Raw genomic sequence first — 22,299 nt, forward strand, 5'->3', positions numbered from 1 at the left:
GGGATATGGTTCAAATGCTAGCAGAAAAAAAAGAGATTGCAGCAAAAAAGGCTCCACTTCAAGCGGAACAGATTCTACAGGTGCAGGATTTAAGTATTTATTATGGTGAAAAAAGAGCAGTCAATCAAATTTCATTTGAAATTGAAAAAAATGCAATTACTGCATTAATCGGCCCATCAGGGTGCGGAAAATCGACTTTTTTACGCAGCATTAACCGCATGAACGACCTAATTCCAGGTGCACGAAGTGAAGGGGCGATCATGTACGAAGGGTTAAATATTTTGGATGACCGTATTAATGTGGTGAATTTAAGAAGAGAAATCGGAATGGTCTTCCAAAAGCCAAACCCATTTCCTAAATCCATCTACAACAACATTACGCATGCGCTAAAATATGCGGGTGAAAAAAGGAAATCAGTGCTTGATGATGCGGTAGAAGAAAGCTTAACAAAGGCAGCGCTATGGGATGAGGTCAAGGATCGCTTGCACCGCTCTGCCTTATCATTATCAGGAGGCCAGCAGCAGCGCCTCTGTATTGCACGTACCCTTGCGATGAAACCTAGCGTGCTTTTATTAGATGAACCGGCTTCTGCCTTAGACCCGATCTCAAATGCAAAAATTGAAGAGCTATTATCGGAATTAAAACATGATTATTCGATTGTCATTGTCACACACAATATGCAGCAAGCGTTACGTGTATCTGATCATACAGCCTTTTTCCTGAACGGTGATCTAGTGGAATACGATGCGACTGAACGTATCTTTACACGTCCTGCGCAGCAAAAAACAGAAGACTATATTAATGGTCGATTCGGATAAGGCGGGTGGATTTTGATGAATGCAGTAGCAACTGAAACAGCCAAAAAAGAAGTGTTTCGTGTGAATGATATGAACCTTTGGTACGGACAACATCACGCACTGAAGCATATTGATTTAGACATTAAAGAGCATGAGGTCACAGCGATTATCGGTCCGTCCGGCTGCGGAAAGTCAACATTTATAAAGACCTTAAATCTCATGGTCAAAACAGTGCCAGGTGTGAAAATCACCGGGGATATGATGTATAACGGTGACAATATTTTAAAAGGCCGTGTCGATCTAGTGGAACTGCGTAAAAACGTCGGAATGGTCTTTCAAAAAGGAAACCCATTCCCTCAATCTATCTTTGATAATGTCGTCTACGGGCCAAGAATTCACGGGGTGAAGAGCAAGCAGCAATTGAAAGAAATCGCTGAAAAAGCGCTTCGTGATGTTGCCCTTTGGGATGAAGTGAAAGATCGATTAAGTGCGCCTGCATTAGGTCTTTCCGGCGGTCAGCAGCAGCGTCTTTGTATCGCAAGAGCCATTGCCACAAGCCCGGATATTCTATTAATGGATGAACCAACATCTGCGCTTGATCCTGTTTCAACATTAAAGATTGAAGAATTAATCATGAAATTGAAAGAGAAATATACGATTGCCATTGTGACGCATAATATGCAGCAAGCGGCAAGGGTATCAGACCGAACAGCGTTCTTCTTGATGGGCGAGCTTGTTGAGGTCAATGATACGAATGTGATGTTCTCAGAGCCAAATGATCAAAGAACAAATGATTATATATCAGGACGATTTGGATAATCAAAACCCCCTGGAGGTCAATGCCGCCAGGGGGTTTTTTGATGTTATTTTGTTAAGGCTTTGACAATTTGTTTGAATGTCATACCTGTTTTTAAATTGAATTTGCCGGCACGAATTTCTTTATGGTAGCCTGCGTCTATCACGTAATCATTAAAATCTTTAGATGAGTTGATGATTCCGTCCTTTTCAAGCATGTCTGAAACATCACTTGTGCTCATACCGTTTTTAATCACGAATTTAACCGTTTTGCCTTTTGGCTTGTCCGTTGTTTGTTTATCGTTCTGAGAATCGCCGTCTTCATTTGCTTTCAGCGCTTTTTCTTTATAATCAAGAAGTTGTTGATATGTTTCACGGCTGACGGAGACTTCTTTTTTAGAGTCTAAGTAATTTTTCACGTCAGTGTCTGTCACTTTTGCTGCGAGGGTTTCTTTTGTTGTAGAATCAGCTGCCGCTTCATCTTTTCCAGTAAGGAAAAAGACGATCGCCAGAACACCAGTTGCAAGAATCATACCTGCTGCAAACGTTTGGATGCTTTTTTTCGTCATACAAGCACCCTCTCGTTGTCTTTAATGATCATGTTCACATCTTCTACAGATACATGCTCAGCGCGCGCAATCGCCTCAGGAGACATGCCATTTTGATGCTTTGAAATGATTTGTCTTGCAATAGATGGATCAATTTCTGAATGCTTGCGGACAACGATGTTTGTTTCAAGCAATTCTTCTTCAAGAACCTTCATTTTCTTTTTCAGTTTATAGATTTCTTGCATTGCAGATAGTTGAAGTGTTTCAAGTTCCTGTTCGACTTCTTTAATCGGCTCTCTTTGAAAATATGAGAATGCGATCAGTACAATACTGACAACAAGCAATCCGATAATTGCAATTTCCATGTTTCATCACCTTTTATTCATATTTTAATGCTGAAAGCCAAAAAAGGCTCTCATGATTGTTTCAGACAGTTTTCGACCCTTCTTTTTTATACCATAAAAAAGCTAGTTTCAAAAGGAATTGCTGAAAAAATCACCTTTTTTTCATCATTTTTCTTTTTATAGGGAAACCAAGTATGAAAACCTTGCCCGCTGTTAAAATAAAAGAAGACGGATCAGATGAAAAAAAGCTGTGGAACAAAGAAGGGGTTCTCATGTATACAGTACGACAAAGAACGTGTTTTTATAGGGGAGAAGGCGATTTTTCATCACATGACCAGACAATATGGATCAGGATGCGGGTGGAATGCATTGAAAAATGAAATTGGTGAAAAAACATTCTAGCATTCCTTAGCTAGAAGTGGTATTATAGTTAGGTCTGAATGTGAATTGATTTTAGTTTGGAGGGAAAAACATGCGCGTAAATATTACTCTAGCTTGCACTGAATGCGGTGAGCGTAACTATATTACTAAAAAGAATAAGCGAAACAATCCAGATCGCGTTGAATTCAAAAAGTATTGCTCACGTGATAAAAAACAAACTTTACATCGTGAAACAAAGTAAGCAGCAGGGAATTTTCCTGCTGTTTTTTTATGATGGGAGATGAACCTGTATGAAAAAGGAGCTCCGCCTTCAAACATTGGCCATGCTTGATCAGATAAGCGCTGAAGAGTTCAATCGCCACGCTTCTCTACTTCATGAACACGTGCTGCAGCTGTCAGAATGGAAACAGGCGAAAACGATTGCTTTGACTATGTCTAGGGGAAAAGAAATACCGACAATGCCTCTGATTGAAAAAGCGTGGGAAGAAGGAAAAACAGTTTGTATTCCCACCTGTTTTCCGAAAACAAAAGAGATGGTGTTTTATGAATATACACCTGAAACAAAGATGACATCCAGCTACTTTGGACTATTGGAGCCAGACCCTCTTGAGTCTACAGTTGTACATAAAGAAGCCATTGATTTGATCATTGTTCCTGGGGTGTGCTTCGATCAGCGCGGCTACCGTATCGGTTACGGAGGCGGCTATTATGACCGGTATTTAGCTGATTATCATGGAACCACGCTTGCTCTTTGCCTCTCTGTTCAGCAAGTAGACCATCTTCCAGCTGAACCGCATGACATACCAGTATCTATCATGGTCAGTGAGAAAGGCACATTTTATCAAAAGTAAAAGTCCGCTGCTTATGCGTAAGAACGGGCTTTTTTGTGTTGAGACTGTTTGGTTTGATGCGTTGGTCGAAGTGAATACTTTTGACTTACAACTTGATCATGATTATTGGTTCGATTTTTTTCATACCCATCTTGATTTTTGGGGTGTTGGGAAAAATAGCTTGAAAATAAGAAGAGAGCATATTAAAGCTCATGTCGCCTTGTACAATAGAACACTCAAGCTGCTTGAAGGTTTTGAAAAGCCATATCAAACATGGATTTGTATTTACGAACAAGATCCTGCATTTGACGCAGTATATATCCATACACCAAATCCAAACGATCACAACTTCCCGCACAAGATCGAAGAGTTAGAGTGGAATGGTAAGCTGCCTCATACGTTCAAGGATTTGATTGATCTTCAACAATTTGATGTAGCTTATCTTCACACAGAGTATGGAGAAGAGTTTTATATTCAATCAAAAGAACAAGGGATTAGGCTGTGAAAACTGACTAATAAAAGAGGCCATTGTCAGCGATAAAAATGATGGTTCATGCATAAACAAATCCTATTTAAGCCACGATACGAACATAGGAGGGAATATGATGAATAAAATGATTTGGAGCATTGTGTTCACACTGTTTGCATTCGTTCTTGTGCAAAATCGTTATCGGCTCATGAATTTGATCTTAGGTCAAAACCAAGTGCGTCACTTTTTTATTAAATGGCTGATGAAAATCCCATATTTTCGGACGAAATTTATTCGCCAAGCATTCTAATCCCGCAAAAGCCGGGATTTTTTTGTTGAGAAATGCGTATAAGAGTAATTCTTGCTATAATAATGTAAAAAATGGAGCGCGAATGAATGAATGTCATAGATAGTCTATTTTGGCGAGTGATTGATGAACTCAGACAAAAAGGATACGAGATGATTCAAAGTCCGTACCCAGAAGATGAAATCTTTTTTGAAGCACCACGAAACTCAGGATATGATCTCATCCGTCTATATAGAAAAGATGTGAATTTTAGACAGGAGATCGTTCGAGATATGGAAGAGCAGGCCTTTCGGATGAATCAGTTGAGAGAAGCCATGCGTAAACGTTCTCTCCATCTCCTGCAGCTACAATTTACAGCTGATCATCCAGTAGATGATTGGGAAGACATAAACGGTCAACCGCAAAAACAGCAAAAGGTGACGGTGACACCTGTTTTACTGAATGAAGAAACCCTTCAAAACGATGGACACGAGCTGCAAAAATGGCTGAATACATCACTTTCGATTGATGTAGAAGAGGCGAAAGCAGATACAGCCGAAGATGTGATGCAGCTTAAAATGAACGTGCTTCAGGCATTTCAAGATCAGGAAAAGCAGCGTGAACGAGAACGGGCTGTTTTTCAAAATGGCAGACCGATTTTTACCTACTTGTTAATCGCAGTTCAAGTGGTGATGTTTCTTTTACTTGAATTATCTGGTGGAAGTACCAATACAGCCACTTTAACAGCATTTGGTGCGAAAAATAATATGCTGATTTTAGAGGGTGAATGGTGGCGTTTTGTGACACCTATGTTTTTACACATTGGTTTGACGCATTTACTCTTTAATACATTTGCTCTTTGGTCCGTTGGAGCGGCTGTTGAGAGAATTTATGGTTCAGGAAGATTTTTGCTCATTTATTTAATTTCCGGCATCTTTGGCTCCATAGCAAGCTTTGTGTTTAATACAGCCATCGCAGCAGGAGCATCAGGTGCGATCTTTGGCTGTTTAGGCGCATTGTTATATTTAGCGATTTCTAACCGGAAGCTCTTCTTTCGTACGATGGGGACAAATATTATCGTGATTATCCTCATCAACTTAGGGATAGGTTTCACTGTATCAGGGATTGATAATGCAGGGCATCTTGGGGGGCTCGCTGGGGGATTTTTAGCCGCTTTAGCGGTCCGTCTTCCTAAACAGTTTCAGCCTGTCAAAATGCTTCTTGCTAGTCTTCTTCTCCTCCTTATTGGCGGCTTTGGATTGTATACAGGGTTTCATTCAGACGATCAAAAAGAAGCGGCGGCAACTAGCGAGGCAGCGAGTTTATTTGATGAAAAGCACTATAGCGAAGCAAGTCAGCGTCTAGAGGAATATGTAAAGCAAAAGGATGCCTCAGCTGAAGCACTTCATATATATGCGCTTTCCGAAGCGCAGCTTGGACATCTTGACAAGGCCATTGAGTATTTGCAAAAGTCGCTTGAAAAAGATCCAAATGAGCCGAATAAATTGTATCACTTATCGTTGTTGTATGTAGAAAAAGGCGAGACAGCGGAAGCAGACGAATTCATCAAAAAAGCATTAAAACAAGATCCGCAAAATGACCAATTTTTAAAGTTGAAACAATATATTGAAAACACTCAAACACGTTGAATGACTTGACTGAAAGCGTATTTATGAATACGCTTATCCTATCTGTTGATTTAGAGAAATGGTGAAAATAATGAAAACGTTATATGATGTACAGCAGCTGCTCATGAGATTTGGAAATTACGTGTATTTCGGAGATCGTGAAGTGGAATTAGAATTTATGGCAGATGAATTGAAGGAAATGTACACATCGGGCATCATCGATCGAACTGAATGGTCAAACGCAATGACCATCCTTCAAATGGAACTAGCCAAATTAAATCGAAAAACAATGTGAAGGTGGAGGACATATGACAGGGGATTGGTTTGTAGGAGTTGATCTTGGCGGTACGACAATTAAGCTTGCGTTTATTAATCTTTATGGTGAAATTCAGCATAAGTGGGAGATTCCTACGGATAAATCTGGGCAGACAATTACAGTCGACATTGCCAAGTCAATTGACCATAAACTAGTTGAGATCAGCATGCCGAAATCAGCCCTAATTGGGATCGGTATGGGGGCACCTGGACCAGTGGATAAAGTATCCGGAATTGTCTATAAAACAACGAATCTGGGCTGGACAAACTATCCCTTGAAAGACCATTTAGAGGCAGAGACAGGACTTCCATCTGTCATTGAAAATGATGCAAACATTGCTGCACTCGGTGAAATGTGGAAGGGTGCAGGTGATGGCGCCAAAAACATCCTGATGGTTACACTGGGCACAGGGGTTGGCGGCGGTATTATTGTCAATGGAGAAGTGGTTCAAGGCGAAACAGGTGCTGGTGGAGAAATTGGTCATATTTGTGCCGTTCCATTTCAAGGAGCACCATGTAACTGCGGGAGAACAGGCTGTATTGAAACCATTGCGTCTGCTACAGGTATCGTCCGAATCGCAAAGGATACATTACAAACAAAGAGCCATACATCATCACTTGGCTCACTTACTTCGCTGTCTGCAAAGGATGTATTTGAGGCAGCAGAAAACGGAGACGAACTTGGGATGCGTGTCGTAGATGAAGTAACAACCCATCTTGGTCTGGTCCTTGCGAATCTAGCCAGTGCCTTAAACCCAACAAAAATCGTCATTGGCGGCGGTGTATCTAAAGCGGGCGAGCTTCTTCGCAGTAAAGTAGAGCGTGTCGTCAAACATCATGCCTTCCCGCCATGTGCTGAGGATGTTGAAGTGGTGATTGCCTCACTAGGAAACGATGCAGGCGTGATCGGCGGTGCATGGATGGCAAAAAACAAGTGGCTGTCTTGAACAAAAATGTCATAATGATGTCATTTTTATTAAAATCAGCGATAGATAGGCATGAAATTGAATGTTTAGCATATTCATAAGTTTGTCATGGGGAAAAAGACATTGATTTTCCAGCATAGACAGGATAAGATATACTTTAGTTATTTTTGAAGAAGCACCAATAATTGGGGATGTCCCTAACCTGAGTGCGTTTTTAGCATAAGGAGGTTACAATGCGAAAGAAAAGATTAAAGGCGATGTCATTTTTACTGATTGCGACTTTGTTAATGTGGGTGAAAACCTATGTTATCTATAAATCTAGCTTTAATATCAAAATTGAAAATTTCATGCAGGAATTTATCCTGTTTATTAATCCGCTTAGCTTTCTCTTGTTTATCTTCGGTATCGGTTTATTCTTTAAAGAAAAAAATCGCAATCGATATATCATCGTGACGAGTTTTGTTCTGACATTTATTTTGTTAGCTAACATTGTATTTTATCGATTCTACAGTGATTTTCTAACCATCCCCGTCCTATTTCAAACAAACAATATGGGTGACCTCGGGTCAAGTATTACCTCTTTAATTGAACCAGTTGATTTTCTGATGTTTGTTGATATCATCATTTTAATTTGGCTCTATAAAAAACAGCCTTCCTTTAGAACAGATGTAATGATTTCACGTAAGGGACGTGCAGCTTATTATTTATTTGTGGCAGCCACTTTCTTCTTTAACCTTGGTCTGGCTGAAACAGAAAGACCAGAGCTGTTAACTCGTTCATTTGACCGTGAGATGCTAGTGAAAAACATCAGCTTATATAACTTCCATATTTATGATGGGGTTCTGCAATCGAAGCAATCCGCTCAGCGAGCACTTGCCGACAGCAATAGCTTAACGGAAATTGAAAACTATGTAAGCGCAAATCAAACAGACCGTAATGAAAAGACGTTTGGTCAAGCAAAAGGACGAAATGTCATTTTAGTATCGCTTGAGTCTACCCAGAGCTTTGTGATCAATGAAAAATTAAATGGGAAAGAGATCACGCCGTTCTTAAACAAATTGATCAAGAAAAGCTACAATTTCAGTAATTTCTATCATCAAACGGGTCAAGGAAAAACATCCGACTCCGAGTTTATTGTTGATAATTCACTCTATCCGCTTGGAAGAGGAGCTGTATTTTTCACAAATCCAAGCAACGAGTTCAAAGCCGCACCTGAGTTGTTAAAAGAGGAAGGCTATCATTCTTCTGTTATTCATGCGAATAACAAAAGTTTCTGGAACCGTGACCTGATCTATGACAGCTTTGGCTACGACAAATTTTTTGATATTAAATCATTCGATGTAAATGAAGAAAATTCAGTTGGCTGGGGACTAAAAGATGGTCCGTTTTTTGAGCAGTCAGTGGATTTAATGAAAACGATCCCGCAACCGTTTTATACGAGATTGATTACATTAACGAACCATTTTCCATTTGACTTAGATGAAGAAGATAAGCTCATTGATGAATATGACTCAAAGAGCAAAACGTTGAACAAATACTTCCCTACAGTGCGTTATCAAGATGAGGCACTAAAGCTTTTCTTTAAAAAAATGAAGGAAGCAGGGTTATACGATAACTCCATTTTTGTGTTATATGGTGATCACTACGGAATTTCTGAAAACCATAACGAAGCAATGGGACAATTCTTAAACAAAGACATTACACCTTTTGAAGAAGTTCAGCTTCAAAAAGTACCATTTGTTGTACACATTCCTGGTATCACGGATAAACATCCAAAAGAGATTGATACAGTTGGCGGCCAAGTGGATATCCGTCCAACAGTCATGAACCTTCTAGGAATCGATACAAGTAAGCAAATTCAATTTGGTCATGACCTATTATCAAAAGATACAAATGACTTCACAGTGCTTCGAGATGGAAGTTTTATTACGAAGGACAGTGTTTTCACAGCTGGTGTGTGCTACAACAAAGAAACGGGTGAGCCGAGAGAAGATGAGTCTGGTTGTCAGTCTTATGAAGAAAAGGCAAAGCAGGAGCTTCAATTCTCTGATCAAATTATCTATGGAGATCTCCTTAGATTTTATGACCGAAACAACTCGGACCATTCACCATCTAAAAAAGAAGATGACACTGAGCTAAAAAAGGCGTCTTAATTTAAAAGAAAACCTCTGCTATTTACATGCAGAGGTTTTCTTTTTTTACTTACTGGTTCATATAGTGTGAGAGGAGGGATGTAAATGAAAAAGTCGTTTGGCACAATTGAATGGCATCTGGGTGAAGCAAGGAAGGAGGATGTGGCAAAGCAGCTTGGTATAGGGAAAGAAGCTTTCAGTTTATCCAATCAATCAAATACGGATCACCTCCTTTTACCGGGGTATAGACTTCCAGAAGGGACCCATTCATTTCAATCGGTAGGTGATGTGCAAAGCTTCATAGCGCCTTACCGGCTCCAGCAATCAGATGATTGGATCAGCGGAATATTTGAATATGATAGCGCTCACTTAGAAGGAGAGCTTCAATATTTGAAAGCTGTTTTTCCTTTTCTTCAAATGAGTGTGATTGGTCAATCAGTGCTTGATACGCCCATTTATGAAATCCGTACGGAGCCTGTACAACATTTACATTCCATACATGTTAATGCCTCTTTTCATGCAAATGAATGGATCACGACCTCTGTTTTATTAAAATGGCTTAAATCACTTTGTTTAGCGGCCTCTGACCCAGTGCAAGCAAGACATCATGAAGCGGTTCGTATATTGCAGACTACTGCTTTGTCTATTGTCCCGATGGTAAATCCAGACGGTGTTGATTTGGTTCGCAATGGTCCAGAATCTTTAGGGCTGTGCGGTGAGGAGTTCGCGCCGCTAAATGGTGGATTTTCCGATTATCGAGAATGGAAGGCGAATATTCGAGGAATTGATCTAAACAATCAATTTCCTGCTTATTGGGAAATCGAATATTATCGTAATAAGCCGAAAGCTCCGTCTTATAGGGATTTCCCAGGGCATCAGCCGTTAACAGAACCAGAAGCGAAAGCAATGGCACATCTCGCCTTACGAAAACGCTTTGACCGGCTAATTGCCCTTCATACACAAGGAGAAGAGATATACTGGGGTTTTCTTGGCCACGAACCGGCCATTTCAAAAGAGACGGTCGAACGGTTAGAACGGGTGAGTGGTTACAAAGCGATTCAATATCTTGATAGCTATGCAGGTTATCGAGATTGGTTTATTTATCAATGTAAAAGTGAGGGCTATACGGTGGAACTTGGGCGAGGTAAGAACCCGCTTTCTATGAGTCAATTTGATTCGATCTATGAAAAAACAAAGCGGTTATTGTGGGAAGCATGTAAGTATTAAAAGCACCTAATTGGTGCTTTCAGCGTGTAGACAAACCCTCGCATTCTTTGTCAGTCCTGCGTGCCAGTGCTCACGAAGGTGAAATTCGCTCCGCACCAGTACTCGTCCTTCCTAGGGCTGCAAAGGTTTTTTATCACGCTGAAAAGAAGACAAAGGGCTAAAATCAAGTTCATTTTCGCCCTTTGTCAACAATCATTTAATCCGTTCAAACCAATCAATTTCTTATGGTCAATAAAAACCGTGCTGATGTGATTGACGAGAGCATCCCTGTAAGCTATTGTGAAAGAGTGGTTGTAAAAAAAAGGATATGAATTAGGGAGATGTCGATGATTGAATGCTCAAAGCCTGTGGAAACGGAATTTTACTTATCTATTTGTTTCTAAAATGTGTAAAATTACTGCTGATAGTTTATCTTTTAATACCATTTTGTGGCTTTTAGTGCTAGGGGGAAAGGGAGCAATTGGAACAGCATTTTTTATTGCCGTTAGTTTTGTCCCTCAAGCCATTATTGGGCCGTTTATTACCCCAATGATGAAGCCGCATCAATTGAAATTTTGGATGTGCTTTGCTGATTTAACTCGGGCGGCGATTATACTTGTGATTGTGGTGAGTTACTTTTATGATTTTTCTCCTTTGGCACTCATCATTGGCGGTATGTTGCTGCATTCAGCGACTGGTGGTTCCTATGAACCAGCTTCGGTGTCCATTATTCCAAAGCTTGTGCATGAAGGTGTGATACAAAAGGCGAATGCAACCATTCAATCAGCCAGTCATGTGGTCAGGCTTGTGACTGTGACGATTTGTGGTGTCATGATTGCATTTGTAGGGGTAGGATATACAATGGTTGTGATTATTCCTCTTTACCTCATGTCCGCTTTACTGGTTTTGCTGATTACATATAAAACGGAAGCGATCATGGATAAAGGAAAAAAAGGATTATCATACGGAAAACGATTAATAAGGGGATTTTCACTTGTAAAAAGTCATCATATTTTGTTTCCATTAGCCATTTTTTGTGTCTGCTCCAATTTTGCTGCGGCACCGTGGGAGGCATTGTCGGTTATTTATTTAACAGAAGATTTACATAGTGGACCAGTAGTATATTCATTCATCAAAGTGACCACGGCATTAGGTGCATTTTTGATGGGATTCGTTTTAACAAAGGTGAAAGTGAATCGATACGGTCTGTTGTTTATCGGGGCAGGGATCGTTGATGGAATTGCATTTTTCATTACAGGGATGAATGCCTTATTACCACTTGTGTTTATATCTGCATTTGCCTTAGGTGCAGCCATCAGTGCAGTCAATGTACCTGAACATACGATGATTCAATTGTCAGTAAAAGCGGAGGATCAGCCGCAAGTGTATGCGATTATTAACATGATCTCGTATTTAATGATACCGTTAGGCGCTCTCATTGGTGGTTATATGGCGACGTTATTCGGTTCAGGTTATGTCATTGCAGCAGGAGGACTGATAGAGGCTATTTCAGGTATATGCTTGCTCCTTTTCACGAATATTGGGAAGGTAGAGAGAGCAGATTTGACGATAGAACGGGACAAACCAAGCTTAAACGCCACATGATCATGGCATTTTTGAATCACGATGGGTTACAATGAGAACGAGAAAGAAATAGGATATCATTGAAAGGAGCAAGAACCATGGCGATAGCAGATGTCACCATCATTCCAATAGGCACTGATACACCAAGCGTGAGTGCTTATGTAGCAGACGTACAAAGACTGTTAGAGGGCTTTCAACAAGAAGGGAAAATCAAATATCAGCTCACACCAATGAATACTTTAATTGAAGGGGAGCTATCCGTTTTATTTGAGGTCATTCAGCGTATTCATGAAGCTCCATTTGAAAAGGGTTTACACCGAGTAGCAACCAATATCCGCATAGATGACAGAAGAGATCAAACGACCACCCTTTCAAGCAAATTAGAAAGCGTGAATAAACATTTGAATCAATAGAAAAAGCCTGCTGATTGCAGGCTTTTAGCGTGTAGACAAACCCTCGCATTCGTTGTCAGTCCTGCGTGCTGGTGCTCACGAATATCAAATTCGCTCCGCGCCAGTACTCGTCCTTCCTAGACTGCAAAAGGTTTTCTATCACGCTAAAAAGAAGACAAAGGGCTAAAATCAAGTTCATTTTAGCCCTTTGTCAACAATCTGAAAGCCTGCTGATTGCAGGCTTTTAATGTGCAGTTGGATAACCGCTATAGATGATGGTCATGACGGTAAACCATCCAAAAACCAAAAATGTGGCGCCAGCGAAAGCAATGGCCAGTACGTTCACTTTTTTGAGTGAGCGATAGATGCCGAGAGCGGCTAAAATCGTGACTAGACCAAAAATAATGACGAGCATCATATGAAAGTCCCCCTTTGTCATCAATCCCCTTGATTTCCTTTCTTTTCATTTTAACCGTTTTCATAAAGCTTGTCGAGTACATTCAAGTTGACGATTGTTTGAATTTTTATTGAATAGCCTTCATAATAAAAAAGAATGAAAAAAGTAGTAGGTGATGAAAATGAATTGGAGAAGAATGCCGCTAGGTTATGTGCAAGCGAACGCATATATTTGGAAAAATGAACAGGGAGAATGTTTAATTTTTGATCCAGGCGGCGAAGCGCAAAAGCTAATTTCTTATGTGAAAGAAAAACAGCTGAAACCTCTTGCTGTCTTATTGACACATGCCCATTTTGATCATATTGGTGCAGCAGATGAGGTGCGTCAAGAATGGGGAATTCCGCTTTATGTCCATGAAAAGGAAAAAGAATGGCTGACAAATGCTCAGCTAAACGGTTCAGCTCGACTAATTGGTAACGGAATTACGGTCAAAGAAGCTGAACAATTGATTACGTCAGAAGGACCTCTTCAAATTGGATCGTTTACATTAGAAATGTTCCACACACCAGGTCATTCACCTGGCAGTGTGTCTTACTATTCAGCGGAAGAGGGATTTGTGATTTCTGGTGATACTTTATTCCAAGGCGGTATCGGGAGAACTGATTTAACGGGTGGTAATCAAGACGTGCTACTTCAATCGATACATGACAAATTGTTGTCATTGCCAGAATCAACTCTTGTGTTAAGTGGACATGGCGAGGAAACAACTGTGCTTACAGAACAGGAGCAAAATCCGTTTATCAATGGGTTTTCTTTATAATCGCACGCACGAAAAAAGCATCTCTTTCAAAGGAGATGCTTTTTTCTATTAATGTCCGGTACCGGGAACCATGATGAAAATCGAATAATATGTAAATCCGGCAAAGAAAATCGTCAAGTACGCTCCGAAAATGTAAATATACATTCTTTCGGATAAATTCAAGTAGGATAAAAATACAAAAAGAACGGTTTGACCGAAGAACAGCAAGGATGCATCTTTCATATGTCCTAAATAGAACATGACAGCAAAAATACCCGTCCAAAACCCAAGAACGCGGAACATGCGATTCATTTCTTTCCCTCCCCTTAAAAAACCCCTTTGATTCATATTATAGCTGATGATCACTTGTTATGTAAACATTTACATTTTTGACAACGTGTGAACATTCATTCTTTCGTTAGAAAAAATTTTTTTGAAAAAGTGATGAAAAAGTGTTTATGCCTAAATTTATGAGGGTACTTAGTCCATAAGAGAAAAGGTTAACGACCTAAGGAGGAAGACTAATGAGTGACATTACTTTTTATTCATACCCAAGCTGCACGTCTTGCCGCAAAACAAAACATTGGTTAAAGGCGAATCAAATTGATTTTAAAGAGCGTCACCTTTTCAGAGAAACGCCAACACTAGACGAATTGAAAAAAATCCTTTCCTTAACAACAGAAGGAATGGATGAAATTTTAGCTACTCGAAGCCAAGCTTTTAAAAGCTTAAATTTAAATATTAATGATTTAAAAGTAAATGAGGTACTTCAGCTTCTCATTGAAAAACCAAAGCTGCTCCGGAGACCTATTATCATTGATGGAAATAAATTAGTGGTCGGCTATAATCCAGGAGAACTCATGAAAATTTCAAAAAAGAAAGCGATTCATCAATCGGTTTCCTAATCAAAAACGAAGATCAGCTGAATGATGTTTCAGCCGTCTTCGTTTTTGTGCTGAACTGGGCTAGCTGGGTTCGAACCAACGATCACGGAGTCAAAGTCCATTGCCTTACCACTTGGCTATAGCCCATTATGAAACGTGTAATGCTATTGTTCACCATCTGCGGTCATTTATACATAAAAAGTTGGTTGTCACTAGTTGTAAGTGAAAAAGGAGCGAACGACAGAAATGAAAAATGAAAAATCTGAGCAATTATATGAATTTATTCTTAAAGAAGCCCCTGTCATGACCGAAGAATGGCTGAAAACAAGAACAGAAGAAGGCTCATTATATTCCAAACATGCTTCAGAGGAGACAGAAAAGAAGCTGAAAGAACAAAACACAGCATTTATTCAAACGATTGCAGCAACGTTAGTCACGCTATCAGATAAAGTAGAAGACCATCTAAAAAAGTGGTCAGTTGATATTGCCCGCGATCGAGCTGTTCATGAAGTACCTTTATATGAAATCATCGGACAATTTAAGGTGTTCCGCCACATTTTTTGTTCCAGAATTGAGACCTTTACACAACAAACGGAGCTTGAAGTGACACTCAAAGATGTGTGCGATTGGAATCAGCATTTTTACGCCACATTTGATGACATGATTGCACGTTTATCAGAAGAGTATGACCGCGTGACAATCAATCAGCTTAATGCACAAAGAGAAATGATTCAAGAGCTTAGTGCGCCTGTTATTCCAGTTTCAAAAGAGATCGGTATTTTGCCGCTGATTGGTGAAATTGATACGTACCGGGCGAAAATCATTTTGGAATCAGTACTAGAACAGGCATCTAGACTGCGTCTAACCCATTTATTTATTGATATATCTGGCGTTCCCGTTGTTGATACGATGGTTGCGTATCAGCTGTTTAAAGTGGTTGATAGTGCGAAGTTGCTAGGAATTGAGACAATTATATCAGGCATTCGACCAGAAATCGCTCAAACTGTAGTGAAACTCGGCATTGATTTCTCAAAAGTAAATACTGAACACAGCCTTGCAAAAGCTTTAGAAAAAAGAGGCTTTCGTATCTTTGAAGAGCAGCAAGAAGCAACGTGAACCAAAAAATGTTACTAGTAAAAGTAACGGGTACGTTGACAAGGAGAAACAATATAATGAGCATATGGATGAGATGACCAATTCGCATACAGATTTGGTCTCTTTTTTTATCCATAAATCAGACACGAAAGGATATTCTTTATCTTCAAATCAGTAACCTATTAAGGAGGATTAAATTTGGAGACACCTCCTTGTAACAGATCATCCATAATGAAAGAACAAAATGAAATAATGATGATCATCAAAAAAGAGGTGCCAGTAGCACTTCTTTTTTATTTTCTCCTCTGAACAGAACCCGTTGTTGTAAAAGTCAAATTTTTTGATATGTCCTTCTGTTATTTATAGATGAAATACACCTCAAATTGAACATTTTTAACCTTTTTCAGTCATGAAAATCATGAAATACGCTTTTGTCAGGCACGTTACGCCATCATACAATATGGTCACTGAAAGGAGTGAACCACTTGTATGGTATTGAATATTTGGGGCAAGAGCTGTTAGAAGAGGCGTGCCGAATGAGAGCATCTGATGTGCATATTGTTCCGAGAGAAAAGGAAGCTTCAGTCTCTTTTCGTGTAGACGCTGACCTCATTCAGCAGCGGATCATTGACAAAAAGAGCGGAGAGCGGCTCATTGCTCATTTCAAATTTTTATCTTCTATGGATATTGGTGAAAGAAGGAGACCACAAAATGGATCATTGGCTGTGATGCTAAGACGTGGTCAAGTGTTTGTTCGGCTCTCTACACTACCAACTGTAAATGATGAAAGTCTAGTGATTCGGATTTTACCGCAGGATCATGTGCCTAAAACAAAGTATTTGTCACTGTTCCCGAAAGCTTCAACGAGATTATTATCGTTTCTGAATCATTCGCATGGGCTCATTTTATTTACAGGACCAACAAATTCAGGGAAAACGACAACACTTTATTCATTGATTCAGTTTGCCAAAAAACATTTTAATCGGAATATTATTACCCTTGAAGATCCTGTGGAAACAAGAAATGAAGAAGTGTTGCAGGTTCAAGTAAATGAAAAAGCTGGTATCACGTATGCGGCAGGTTTACGCGCTATTTTAAGACATGATCCAGATATGATTGTGCTTGGAGAAATAAGAGATGCGGAAACAGCCAGAACAGCTATTAGAGCAGCTTTGACAGGCCATTTAGTCATGAGCACACTGCATGCAAAAAATGCAAAAGGAGCTCTTTATCGAATGCTGGAATTTGGTGTGACGATGAATGAACTCGAACAAACAATGGTTGCCATTGCTGCTCAGCGGTTAATCGAACTCGCATGTCCATTTTGCGGCGAAACGTGTGAGCTTTATTGCAAACTAAATCGGCCAGTCAGACGAACAAATGTATTTGAATTGCTTTACGGAAAGGAGCTTGGTGAGTGTATCAAAGAGGCAAAAGGAGAATACGCTCATTCGTCATACGAAACACTGCAAAGATTAATTCGGAAAGGAGTGGCACTCGGCTATTTATCAAAAAGCACATATCATCGATGGGTTTATGAAGAAGCGAGCCTCTAAAGCCTGGTCTAAAAAAGAACAAGCTGAATTCTTATCGAAACTGGCTCAATTGATTCAAGCCGGATATACATTGGTTGATGCACTAACGATGGTGAATATTCAGTTATCAAAAAAACAGCAGCAGCGATTAACGCCAGGCATTCAGTGGCTGCTTGAAGGGGAGCCTTTTTACGTTGTACTTGAGCGACTTCATTTTCAGCGGGAAGTCGTCGCTATTCTTTGTTTTTCAGAGAAACATGGCAGCCTAGCGCGAGCTCTTGAACAAAGCGCCCGTTTTCTAGAGAAAAAAACCATGCAGGTAGACACATTCAAGCGTATGTTACGATATCCGATTTTTCTTATGTTTACGGTTTTTGTTGTGCTCATCATTGTTCAGCAAATGATCGTCCCTCAATTTTCTTTATTATATTCATCTATGAATACAAGCATGTCATGGCTCATTCAAGGGATGTTTGGCCTCTTCCAATTCCTACACGCTTCGCTGCTCATGATCGGTTGTATATGTATCTGTCTTTTTGGATATTATGAGCTCTTTTTTAAGAAAAAATCGACCCTTGAGAAATTGAAAGTCATCAGCAGGCTGCCAGTGTTATTTAAAGGGGTACAGCTGATGCATACGTATCTTTTTTCTCTTCAGCTAAGTGGACTTCTCCAAGCCGGGTTATCAATTTACGAAAGTTTGCAAGCTTTTAAACAGCAGACCTATTTACCCTTCCTTCAAGAAATGTCTGAACAAATGATAGGAGAGTTAAGAAAGGGTGAGAGTATGGAAGATCAAATAAGCCGGTCCCCTTTTTTCGAAAGGCATTTTGCAGCTGTCATCAATCATGGGGAAGCAAGCGGGATGCTAGCAAGAGAAATGTACACATATAGTCAATTTCTTTTAGAGAATGCAGAATTGAAAATTGAAAAATGGGTTTCATGGCTGCAGCCTGTCATTTATGGCTTAACAGCATTTCTTATACTCATTGTGTATTTATCTATTCTCTTACCAATGTATCAACTAATGGAACAAGTGTGAAAAGGAGGACTAAGGCATGAATGATAAAGGATTTACACTGTTAGAAATGTTAATTGTCATGCTTGTGATCTCCATTCTTTTATTGATTACCATTCCAAATATCACTCGGCATCATCAAAGCATTCAAGCAAAGGGCTGTGAAGGGCTGAAATCAATGGTGAGTACACAGGTAATGGCATATGAATTAGAGCATGATGGCAAGACGCCATCTTTAGCTGAATTAGAAAAAGAAGGCTATGTCAAAAAGGGATTAACTTGTCCGAATGGAAAGGCAATTTTCATTCAAAATGGGGATGTGAAAAATGAATAAATCGCTTTTCCAGGAGAAAGGATTTACACTCATTGAGCAGCTCTTGATCGTCATGATTTTCTCTATCTTATTATCGATAATAGGTGGAAAAGTTCCCAATATATTAGAAAGTGCTGAAGCAAAAAAGCAAGTGAACTTGTTAAAACAAGATCTTCAATTGGCATCTTATACTGCATTTATTAAAAAAACACGAGTAACTGTTGAGTTTCACCCGACCAAAGTATCTTATCAAGTCATCGAGCAGAATAGTAAGCAGATCATTGCTTCTCATGCACACAAAAAAGGTACCATCAAGCACTCTACATTCCAACAAGGCCTTCACTTTAATAAAAACGGGCATCCAAATAGCGGCGGTTCTCTCATTGTTCAATTTGGCAGTCAAATATATAAACTCACGATTTACTTAGGGAGCGGGCGGATTCATGTTCAGAAACAATAAAGGATTTAGTACGTTTGAGATGCTCCTTTCTTGCCAGCTCTTTCTATTTGCTGCTCTTGTGCTCGTGCCATCCTTTGAAAAACTGACAATAGGGAAAGAAGAATTAAGAGCCAAACTGGAAGCTTATCAAATTTTACATGAGTATATGAATAAAGCTTTTATAGAAGGTCAAAAGAAAACAAGTACAAAGAAACGAGGCGAGATCACATATGAATTCATTTGGGGTCAGGAGAAGGGATGTGTTTCATACAAAGTACAAAAAAAGCAGACGATTTGCTTTTGGCATTTGGAGCGATGAACAAGGCTTTACACTCGCACAAGCAATATGGCAATTGCAGCTATTTTTGCTGCTTTCTTTTGGCTGCATGCTGCTTTTATCAATTGTTGAAAAAGCTCATCCGTTTGCAGAAATCAATAAGTTTTCACAATTGGAGTGGAAACAAACGGTCCTGCAATTAGAGGAGGATCTAAATTGTGCTGTCGCTGTAAGAGCGGTGAAAAATGGAACAGCTCTGGAGTATATTTCAAGTCAAGGGCGAGTGGTGACGATTGAGCCGTATCAAGAGATGCTTCGTAAACGAACGGATCAGGCAGGTCATCTTCCTTTATTACAAAAGGTGAAACAATTCCATGTAAGAACAAAAGAGCAAACCACCACTCTCCAAGTCACAGATGTATTTGGTCAAGTACATGAAGCTGTTTTTTTCACTTACAAAGGAGTGATTCCTAAAACGTGAAAAGAGAAGACGGGTTTATTTATCCTCACGTACTTGCTGTCATTCTTTTATTTTTATTGATTCTAGGCTCAATGACCATTGGGTTTCAAAAAGAGTTGAAAAGTGCAGAGCTCACAATTTCTTTTTATCAAAAACAGCAGTTATTTCGAATGGGTCTAAATGAAGCCGCAAATAAATTAAATCGGATTTGTGATCAGCGATTGAGCCCAATTGTCACAGAAGAAGGCCGAGTGACATTGAAGCGAATTGGGTGCGATCACAGAAAAAAGATAGTCCGCCTCTTGGTTAACATCGAAACAAATGGTGGTGTAACTGACGAGCGGGAACTAGAGATGAATAAGGAGACAGGAGAAATCAATCAATGGATCAGCACTTATTAGCGAGTGTATAAAACGATACTCTTCTTGGTAACACTTTAAGGAAGAAGAGGTGAGTGTTCGATGAAGACAAATGATTACGTAAAATATATGACGCAGGAAATTATTAAATATATGAATACACCACGTGACGAGCGGAAAGAACATAAACAGGAAAAAATGGAGACGAAACCACCATTTTCTCAGCGTTTATTCGGTGTTCTGCCTTTTGGCTTTTCAATGATGCTAAAAAAACGTCATCGACAAAAGTAAAAAGCCGCCAGCAGGCGGTTTTTTAATGCCATTTTAGCTGTATTCTTCCACAACAATGACTTTATTGACCTTGTTCGAGTATGGGTTATAGGAAATGGTGACATATACCCCAAATTCTTTGGCCTGATCTTTCAATGTAATATGATATTGCTTCACGGATTCTTTCTCCCGGTGCCGATCCCACACTTTTTGTTTGAATAAAACATGTGCTAACGGATACCGTTTTTTTGCTTCTTTGACTGCCCTTGTTTCCCATTGATCTGCGGCAGCAGTGATTCCTTTTGCCTCCGTTAGATGGGCGCTTTGGATCGAAGGGCTTAACAGTAAACTGAGCATGATCATGATTCTTCCATATTTCAACTAACATCACCTCACCAATTATTATCCTGACCAAATCCTGCACTTTTATGTAAATTTTTAAGAAGTACAAATGTCACAGAAAAAAATATTGAATATGGCGAAAGAATGAGAAAATGGAAGAATTTTCTCGGTAATGTTCTTGTTTAAGAACAAAATGGACTAATTTGACGTTTTGGATTTTATAGGTAATTCCTTATACTGAGTGTAATCGTTCTTTTTAAAGAACAATTGTTCAAGGAGTTGAAAGAATCAATGAAACAGCCGCTCTTTGTACTATTTTGTGCTATTTGTTTGATTTTCACTTCTTTTTTTATTACGTCTACTAATGCTTCTTTTAACGATGTCGAGCATTCGAATTTTGTCATGAAAACATGTGAAAATTTCGAAGAGACAGATCAGCATTGCCAGCCAAAGAAATGGGATAGAAGCCATTTGAAACTGATCGATCAAACGATCATTGAGGGGACAGTCTGTGCGCCTCAAAAGCTGAGCATGTCACTAAAAAATATTGGACAACCCATCGCGCACTCTGAATGGAAGTGGGAACTACATAAAGTAGAGAGTGTTCAGATGCCATTACAAGATGGCCATGTTATTGAAAAAGGTGCTATACAGTCCCTCTCATCAGAAGAAACGACGACTGTCACGTCAGTTAAAGCAAAAACAAATGGAATCTATGTGTTTAAAATCTATTATCCTAAAGGGTTTGGTGGTTCTGAAAAGCCATTCTTTACGTCTCAACATATGCAGCTTTCGAATTGTCAAGAAAAGGTGTCCTAAAGGGGACTAGTCTTTTGAATGAAACATGATATGTAAAGGGGAGAAAGGTATGAAAAAGTGGATGAAAATGTCTGGGAGTATTCTTTACGCGCTGGTCTTCACGATGATGATTGTGTGTATTATTGTCGTGTTGTCATCAAGGACGACAGGTGGAGATCCTCAGATTTTTGGTTATGAGTTCAAGCAAGTATTATCTGGATCAATGGAACCGGAATTTTCGACTGGTTCATTGATTGTCGTGAAACATGTCACCTCACCTGAAGCACTCAAAAAAGGGGATATTATTACGTTTCAAACGAAGCAAGACCAATCCTTTGTGACTCACCGCATTGTTGGGGTGAAAGGAAAAGGAGTAAATAAAGCCTTTGAGACAAAAGGAGACCACAATATGTATCAAGACGGCACGCTCGTCAAAGCGAATCAAGTGACTGCGCAGTATACGGGCGTGAACATTCCTTATGCAGGAAAGCTTCTTTCGTATGCAGGAACTTCTGCTGGGACCGCTCTTTTGCTCATCATTCCAGGGGTGATGCTGCTTGTTTATTCAACCATTCATTTTGTTGGTGCTGCCAAACATCGAAGACATACGGCTGAGTTACATATGTCAGAGGAACAAGCATAAATTTTCGTTTGTAACCTAAATCAGGTTTCAATAAAAC

General features: G+C 39.6%; 31 protein-coding genes and 1 tRNA gene. 26 read left to right on the plus strand and 6 right to left on the minus strand.

Translation table 11 applies throughout. The annotated features are described in order from the left end of the window. The first annotated feature begins 5 nt into the window (after positions 1-5). Entirely contained in the window at positions 6-818 is an 813-nt protein-coding gene (gene pstB / locus FBF75_RS12675; protein ID WP_007501258.1) for a phosphate ABC transporter ATP-binding protein PstB, read from the plus strand. Between the two features lie 15 nt (positions 819-833). Further along, positions 834-1,616 (plus strand): phosphate ABC transporter ATP-binding protein PstB, encoded by a 783-nt coding sequence (gene pstB / locus FBF75_RS12680; RefSeq protein ID WP_017367606.1) that lies wholly within the window; start codon positions 834-836, stop codon positions 1,614-1,616. 44 nt (positions 1,617-1,660) lie between these two features. Here pstB (FBF75_RS12680) and FBF75_RS12685 read toward each other — a convergent pair whose 3' ends face one another. Further along, a complete protein-coding gene (locus FBF75_RS12685) occupies positions 1,661-2,161 on the minus strand; it encodes an endolytic transglycosylase MltG (RefSeq protein WP_008342335.1) in 501 nt (166 codons plus the stop codon). Beyond that, a complete protein-coding gene (locus tag FBF75_RS12690) occupies positions 2,158-2,505 on the minus strand; it encodes a hypothetical protein (protein WP_003217285.1) in 348 nt (115 codons plus the stop codon). Before FBF75_RS12690 ends, FBF75_RS12685 begins: the two co-directional genes overlap by 4 nt. Positions 2,506-2,956: 451 nt before the next feature. Here FBF75_RS12690 and rpmG point away from each other — a divergent pair, with 451 nt between their 5' ends. The 11 genes from rpmG (at position 2,957) to FBF75_RS12750 (ending at position 12,654) form a co-directional block, all read left to right on the plus strand. After that, positions 2,957-3,106, plus strand: a complete 150-nt coding sequence (gene rpmG / locus FBF75_RS12700) for a 50S ribosomal protein L33 (RefSeq protein WP_008360061.1) — start codon at positions 2,957-2,959, stop codon at positions 3,104-3,106. Positions 3,107-3,155: 49 nt separating this feature from the next. Next, a complete protein-coding gene (locus FBF75_RS12705; protein WP_136944809.1) occupies positions 3,156-3,716 on the plus strand; it encodes a 5-formyltetrahydrofolate cyclo-ligase in 561 nt (186 codons plus the stop codon). 160 nt (positions 3,717-3,876) lie between these two features. Beyond that, the gene (locus tag FBF75_RS12710) at positions 3,877-4,200 is read left to right on the plus strand and encodes a hypothetical protein (protein ID WP_234909092.1); all 324 of its coding nucleotides are present in this window, start codon (positions 3,877-3,879) and stop codon (positions 4,198-4,200) included. 100 nt (positions 4,201-4,300) lie between these two features. Continuing rightward, positions 4,301-4,474 carry a hypothetical protein gene (locus FBF75_RS19690; RefSeq protein ID WP_017367602.1) on the plus strand — a complete coding sequence of 58 codons (174 nt, stop codon included), beginning with the start codon at positions 4,301-4,303 and terminating at the stop codon, positions 4,472-4,474. A gap of 86 nt (positions 4,475-4,560) precedes the next feature. After that, the gene (locus FBF75_RS12715; protein WP_136944810.1) at positions 4,561-6,099 is read left to right on the plus strand and encodes a rhomboid family protein; all 1,539 of its coding nucleotides are present in this window, start codon (positions 4,561-4,563) and stop codon (positions 6,097-6,099) included. A 70-nt stretch (positions 6,100-6,169) separates the two neighbouring features. After that, positions 6,170-6,373 (plus strand): YqgQ family protein, encoded by a 204-nt coding sequence (locus FBF75_RS12720; RefSeq protein WP_008342322.1) that lies wholly within the window; start codon positions 6,170-6,172, stop codon positions 6,371-6,373. Between the two features lie 13 nt (positions 6,374-6,386). After that, positions 6,387-7,340 carry an ROK family glucokinase gene (locus tag FBF75_RS12725; RefSeq protein ID WP_007501244.1) on the plus strand — a complete coding sequence of 318 codons (954 nt, stop codon included), beginning with the start codon at positions 6,387-6,389 and terminating at the stop codon, positions 7,338-7,340. Between the two features lie 212 nt (positions 7,341-7,552). Beyond that, positions 7,553-9,472, plus strand: coding sequence for an LTA synthase family protein (locus tag FBF75_RS12730; protein ID WP_017367600.1), 1,920 nt, complete (start codon positions 7,553-7,555; stop codon positions 9,470-9,472). Between the two features lie 84 nt (positions 9,473-9,556). Next, positions 9,557-10,678 carry a M14 family metallopeptidase gene (locus FBF75_RS12735; RefSeq protein WP_079919861.1) on the plus strand — a complete coding sequence of 374 codons (1,122 nt, stop codon included), beginning with the start codon at positions 9,557-9,559 and terminating at the stop codon, positions 10,676-10,678. A gap of 330 nt (positions 10,679-11,008) precedes the next feature. Further along, entirely contained in the window at positions 11,009-12,262 is a 1,254-nt protein-coding gene (locus FBF75_RS12745) for an MFS transporter (RefSeq protein ID WP_136944811.1), read from the plus strand. 77 nt (positions 12,263-12,339) lie between these two features. After that, complete coding sequence (locus tag FBF75_RS12750; protein WP_008342314.1) at positions 12,340-12,654, plus strand: MTH1187 family thiamine-binding protein; 315 nt, start codon at positions 12,340-12,342, stop codon at positions 12,652-12,654. 223 nt (positions 12,655-12,877) lie between these two features. Here FBF75_RS12750 and FBF75_RS12755 read toward each other — a convergent pair whose 3' ends face one another. Further along, positions 12,878-13,051 (minus strand): DUF2759 domain-containing protein, encoded by a 174-nt coding sequence (locus tag FBF75_RS12755; protein WP_003217333.1) that lies wholly within the window; start codon positions 13,049-13,051, stop codon positions 12,878-12,880. A 160-nt stretch (positions 13,052-13,211) separates the two neighbouring features. Between FBF75_RS12755 and FBF75_RS12760 the strand changes: the two genes are divergently transcribed. Beyond that, complete coding sequence (locus FBF75_RS12760) at positions 13,212-13,850, plus strand: MBL fold metallo-hydrolase (protein WP_017357989.1); 639 nt, start codon at positions 13,212-13,214, stop codon at positions 13,848-13,850. Positions 13,851-13,898: 48 nt separating this feature from the next. Here the strand turns inward: FBF75_RS12760 and FBF75_RS12765 are convergent, their stop codons facing one another. After that, positions 13,899-14,141 (minus strand): DUF2626 domain-containing protein, encoded by a 243-nt coding sequence (locus FBF75_RS12765; RefSeq protein WP_003217440.1) that lies wholly within the window; start codon positions 14,139-14,141, stop codon positions 13,899-13,901. A gap of 212 nt (positions 14,142-14,353) precedes the next feature. Here FBF75_RS12765 and FBF75_RS12770 point away from each other — a divergent pair, with 212 nt between their 5' ends. Beyond that, positions 14,354-14,734, plus strand: coding sequence for a Spx/MgsR family RNA polymerase-binding regulatory protein (locus FBF75_RS12770; RefSeq protein WP_007501232.1), 381 nt, complete (start codon positions 14,354-14,356; stop codon positions 14,732-14,734). A gap of 55 nt (positions 14,735-14,789) precedes the next feature. On the opposite strand, the gene FBF75_RS12775 is transcribed toward FBF75_RS12770, so the two are convergent. Beyond that, positions 14,790-14,860 (minus strand) — tRNA-Gln (locus tag FBF75_RS12775). Positions 14,861-14,959: 99 nt separating this feature from the next. Here FBF75_RS12775 and FBF75_RS12780 point away from each other — a divergent pair. The 9 genes from FBF75_RS12780 (at position 14,960) to FBF75_RS12820 (ending at position 20,500) form a co-directional block, all read left to right on the plus strand. Beyond that, positions 14,960-15,829 (plus strand): STAS domain-containing protein, encoded by an 870-nt coding sequence (locus FBF75_RS12780; protein WP_136944812.1) that lies wholly within the window; start codon positions 14,960-14,962, stop codon positions 15,827-15,829. A 464-nt stretch (positions 15,830-16,293) separates the two neighbouring features. After that, a complete protein-coding gene (gene comGA / locus FBF75_RS12785) occupies positions 16,294-17,364 on the plus strand; it encodes a competence type IV pilus ATPase ComGA (protein ID WP_025207622.1) in 1,071 nt (356 codons plus the stop codon). Continuing rightward, positions 17,345-18,385 (plus strand): competence type IV pilus assembly protein ComGB, encoded by a 1,041-nt coding sequence (comGB, locus tag FBF75_RS12790; RefSeq protein ID WP_008342185.1) that lies wholly within the window; start codon positions 17,345-17,347, stop codon positions 18,383-18,385. Before comGA ends, comGB begins: the two co-directional genes overlap by 20 nt. Before the next feature lie 16 nt (positions 18,386-18,401). Beyond that, positions 18,402-18,695, plus strand: a complete 294-nt coding sequence (gene comGC / locus FBF75_RS12795) for a competence type IV pilus major pilin ComGC (RefSeq protein ID WP_008342186.1) — start codon at positions 18,402-18,404, stop codon at positions 18,693-18,695. Beyond that, positions 18,688-19,134 carry a competence type IV pilus minor pilin ComGD gene (gene comGD / locus FBF75_RS12800; RefSeq protein ID WP_025207620.1) on the plus strand — a complete coding sequence of 149 codons (447 nt, stop codon included), beginning with the start codon at positions 18,688-18,690 and terminating at the stop codon, positions 19,132-19,134. Before comGC ends, comGD begins: the two co-directional genes overlap by 8 nt. Beyond that, entirely contained in the window at positions 19,118-19,432 is a 315-nt protein-coding gene (comGE, locus tag FBF75_RS12805) for a competence type IV pilus minor pilin ComGE (RefSeq protein ID WP_017367593.1), read from the plus strand. Before comGD ends, comGE begins: the two co-directional genes overlap by 17 nt. Further along, the gene (comGF, locus tag FBF75_RS12810) at positions 19,374-19,871 is read left to right on the plus strand and encodes a competence type IV pilus minor pilin ComGF (protein WP_136944813.1); all 498 of its coding nucleotides are present in this window, start codon (positions 19,374-19,376) and stop codon (positions 19,869-19,871) included. Before comGE ends, comGF begins: the two co-directional genes overlap by 59 nt. Further along, positions 19,868-20,251, plus strand: coding sequence for a competence type IV pilus minor pilin ComGG (locus FBF75_RS12815; RefSeq protein WP_017357982.1), 384 nt, complete (start codon positions 19,868-19,870; stop codon positions 20,249-20,251). The genes comGF and FBF75_RS12815 overlap by 4 nt, the downstream gene beginning before the upstream one ends. A gap of 60 nt (positions 20,252-20,311) precedes the next feature. After that, positions 20,312-20,500, plus strand: a complete 189-nt coding sequence (locus FBF75_RS12820) for a YqzE family protein (RefSeq protein ID WP_008360237.1) — start codon at positions 20,312-20,314, stop codon at positions 20,498-20,500. A 33-nt stretch (positions 20,501-20,533) separates the two neighbouring features. Here FBF75_RS12820 and FBF75_RS12825 read toward each other — a convergent pair whose 3' ends face one another. Next, on the minus strand, positions 20,534-20,860 hold the full coding sequence (locus FBF75_RS12825; protein ID WP_048001387.1) for a DUF3889 domain-containing protein: 327 nt from the start codon (positions 20,858-20,860) through the stop codon (positions 20,534-20,536). 252 nt (positions 20,861-21,112) lie between these two features. Between FBF75_RS12825 and tapA the strand changes: the two genes are divergently transcribed. Then, positions 21,113-21,640, plus strand: coding sequence for an amyloid fiber anchoring/assembly protein TapA (gene tapA, locus FBF75_RS12830; RefSeq protein ID WP_019743006.1), 528 nt, complete (start codon positions 21,113-21,115; stop codon positions 21,638-21,640). A 49-nt stretch (positions 21,641-21,689) separates the two neighbouring features. Continuing rightward, a complete protein-coding gene (gene sipW / locus FBF75_RS12835) occupies positions 21,690-22,262 on the plus strand; it encodes a signal peptidase I SipW (protein WP_041091749.1) in 573 nt (190 codons plus the stop codon). Positions 22,263-22,299: the final 37 nt, after the last annotated feature.

Source organism: Bacillus sp. S2(2019) (genome assembly GCF_005144805.1).
GTDB lineage: Bacteria > Bacillota > Bacilli > Bacillales > Bacillaceae > Bacillus > Bacillus altitudinis.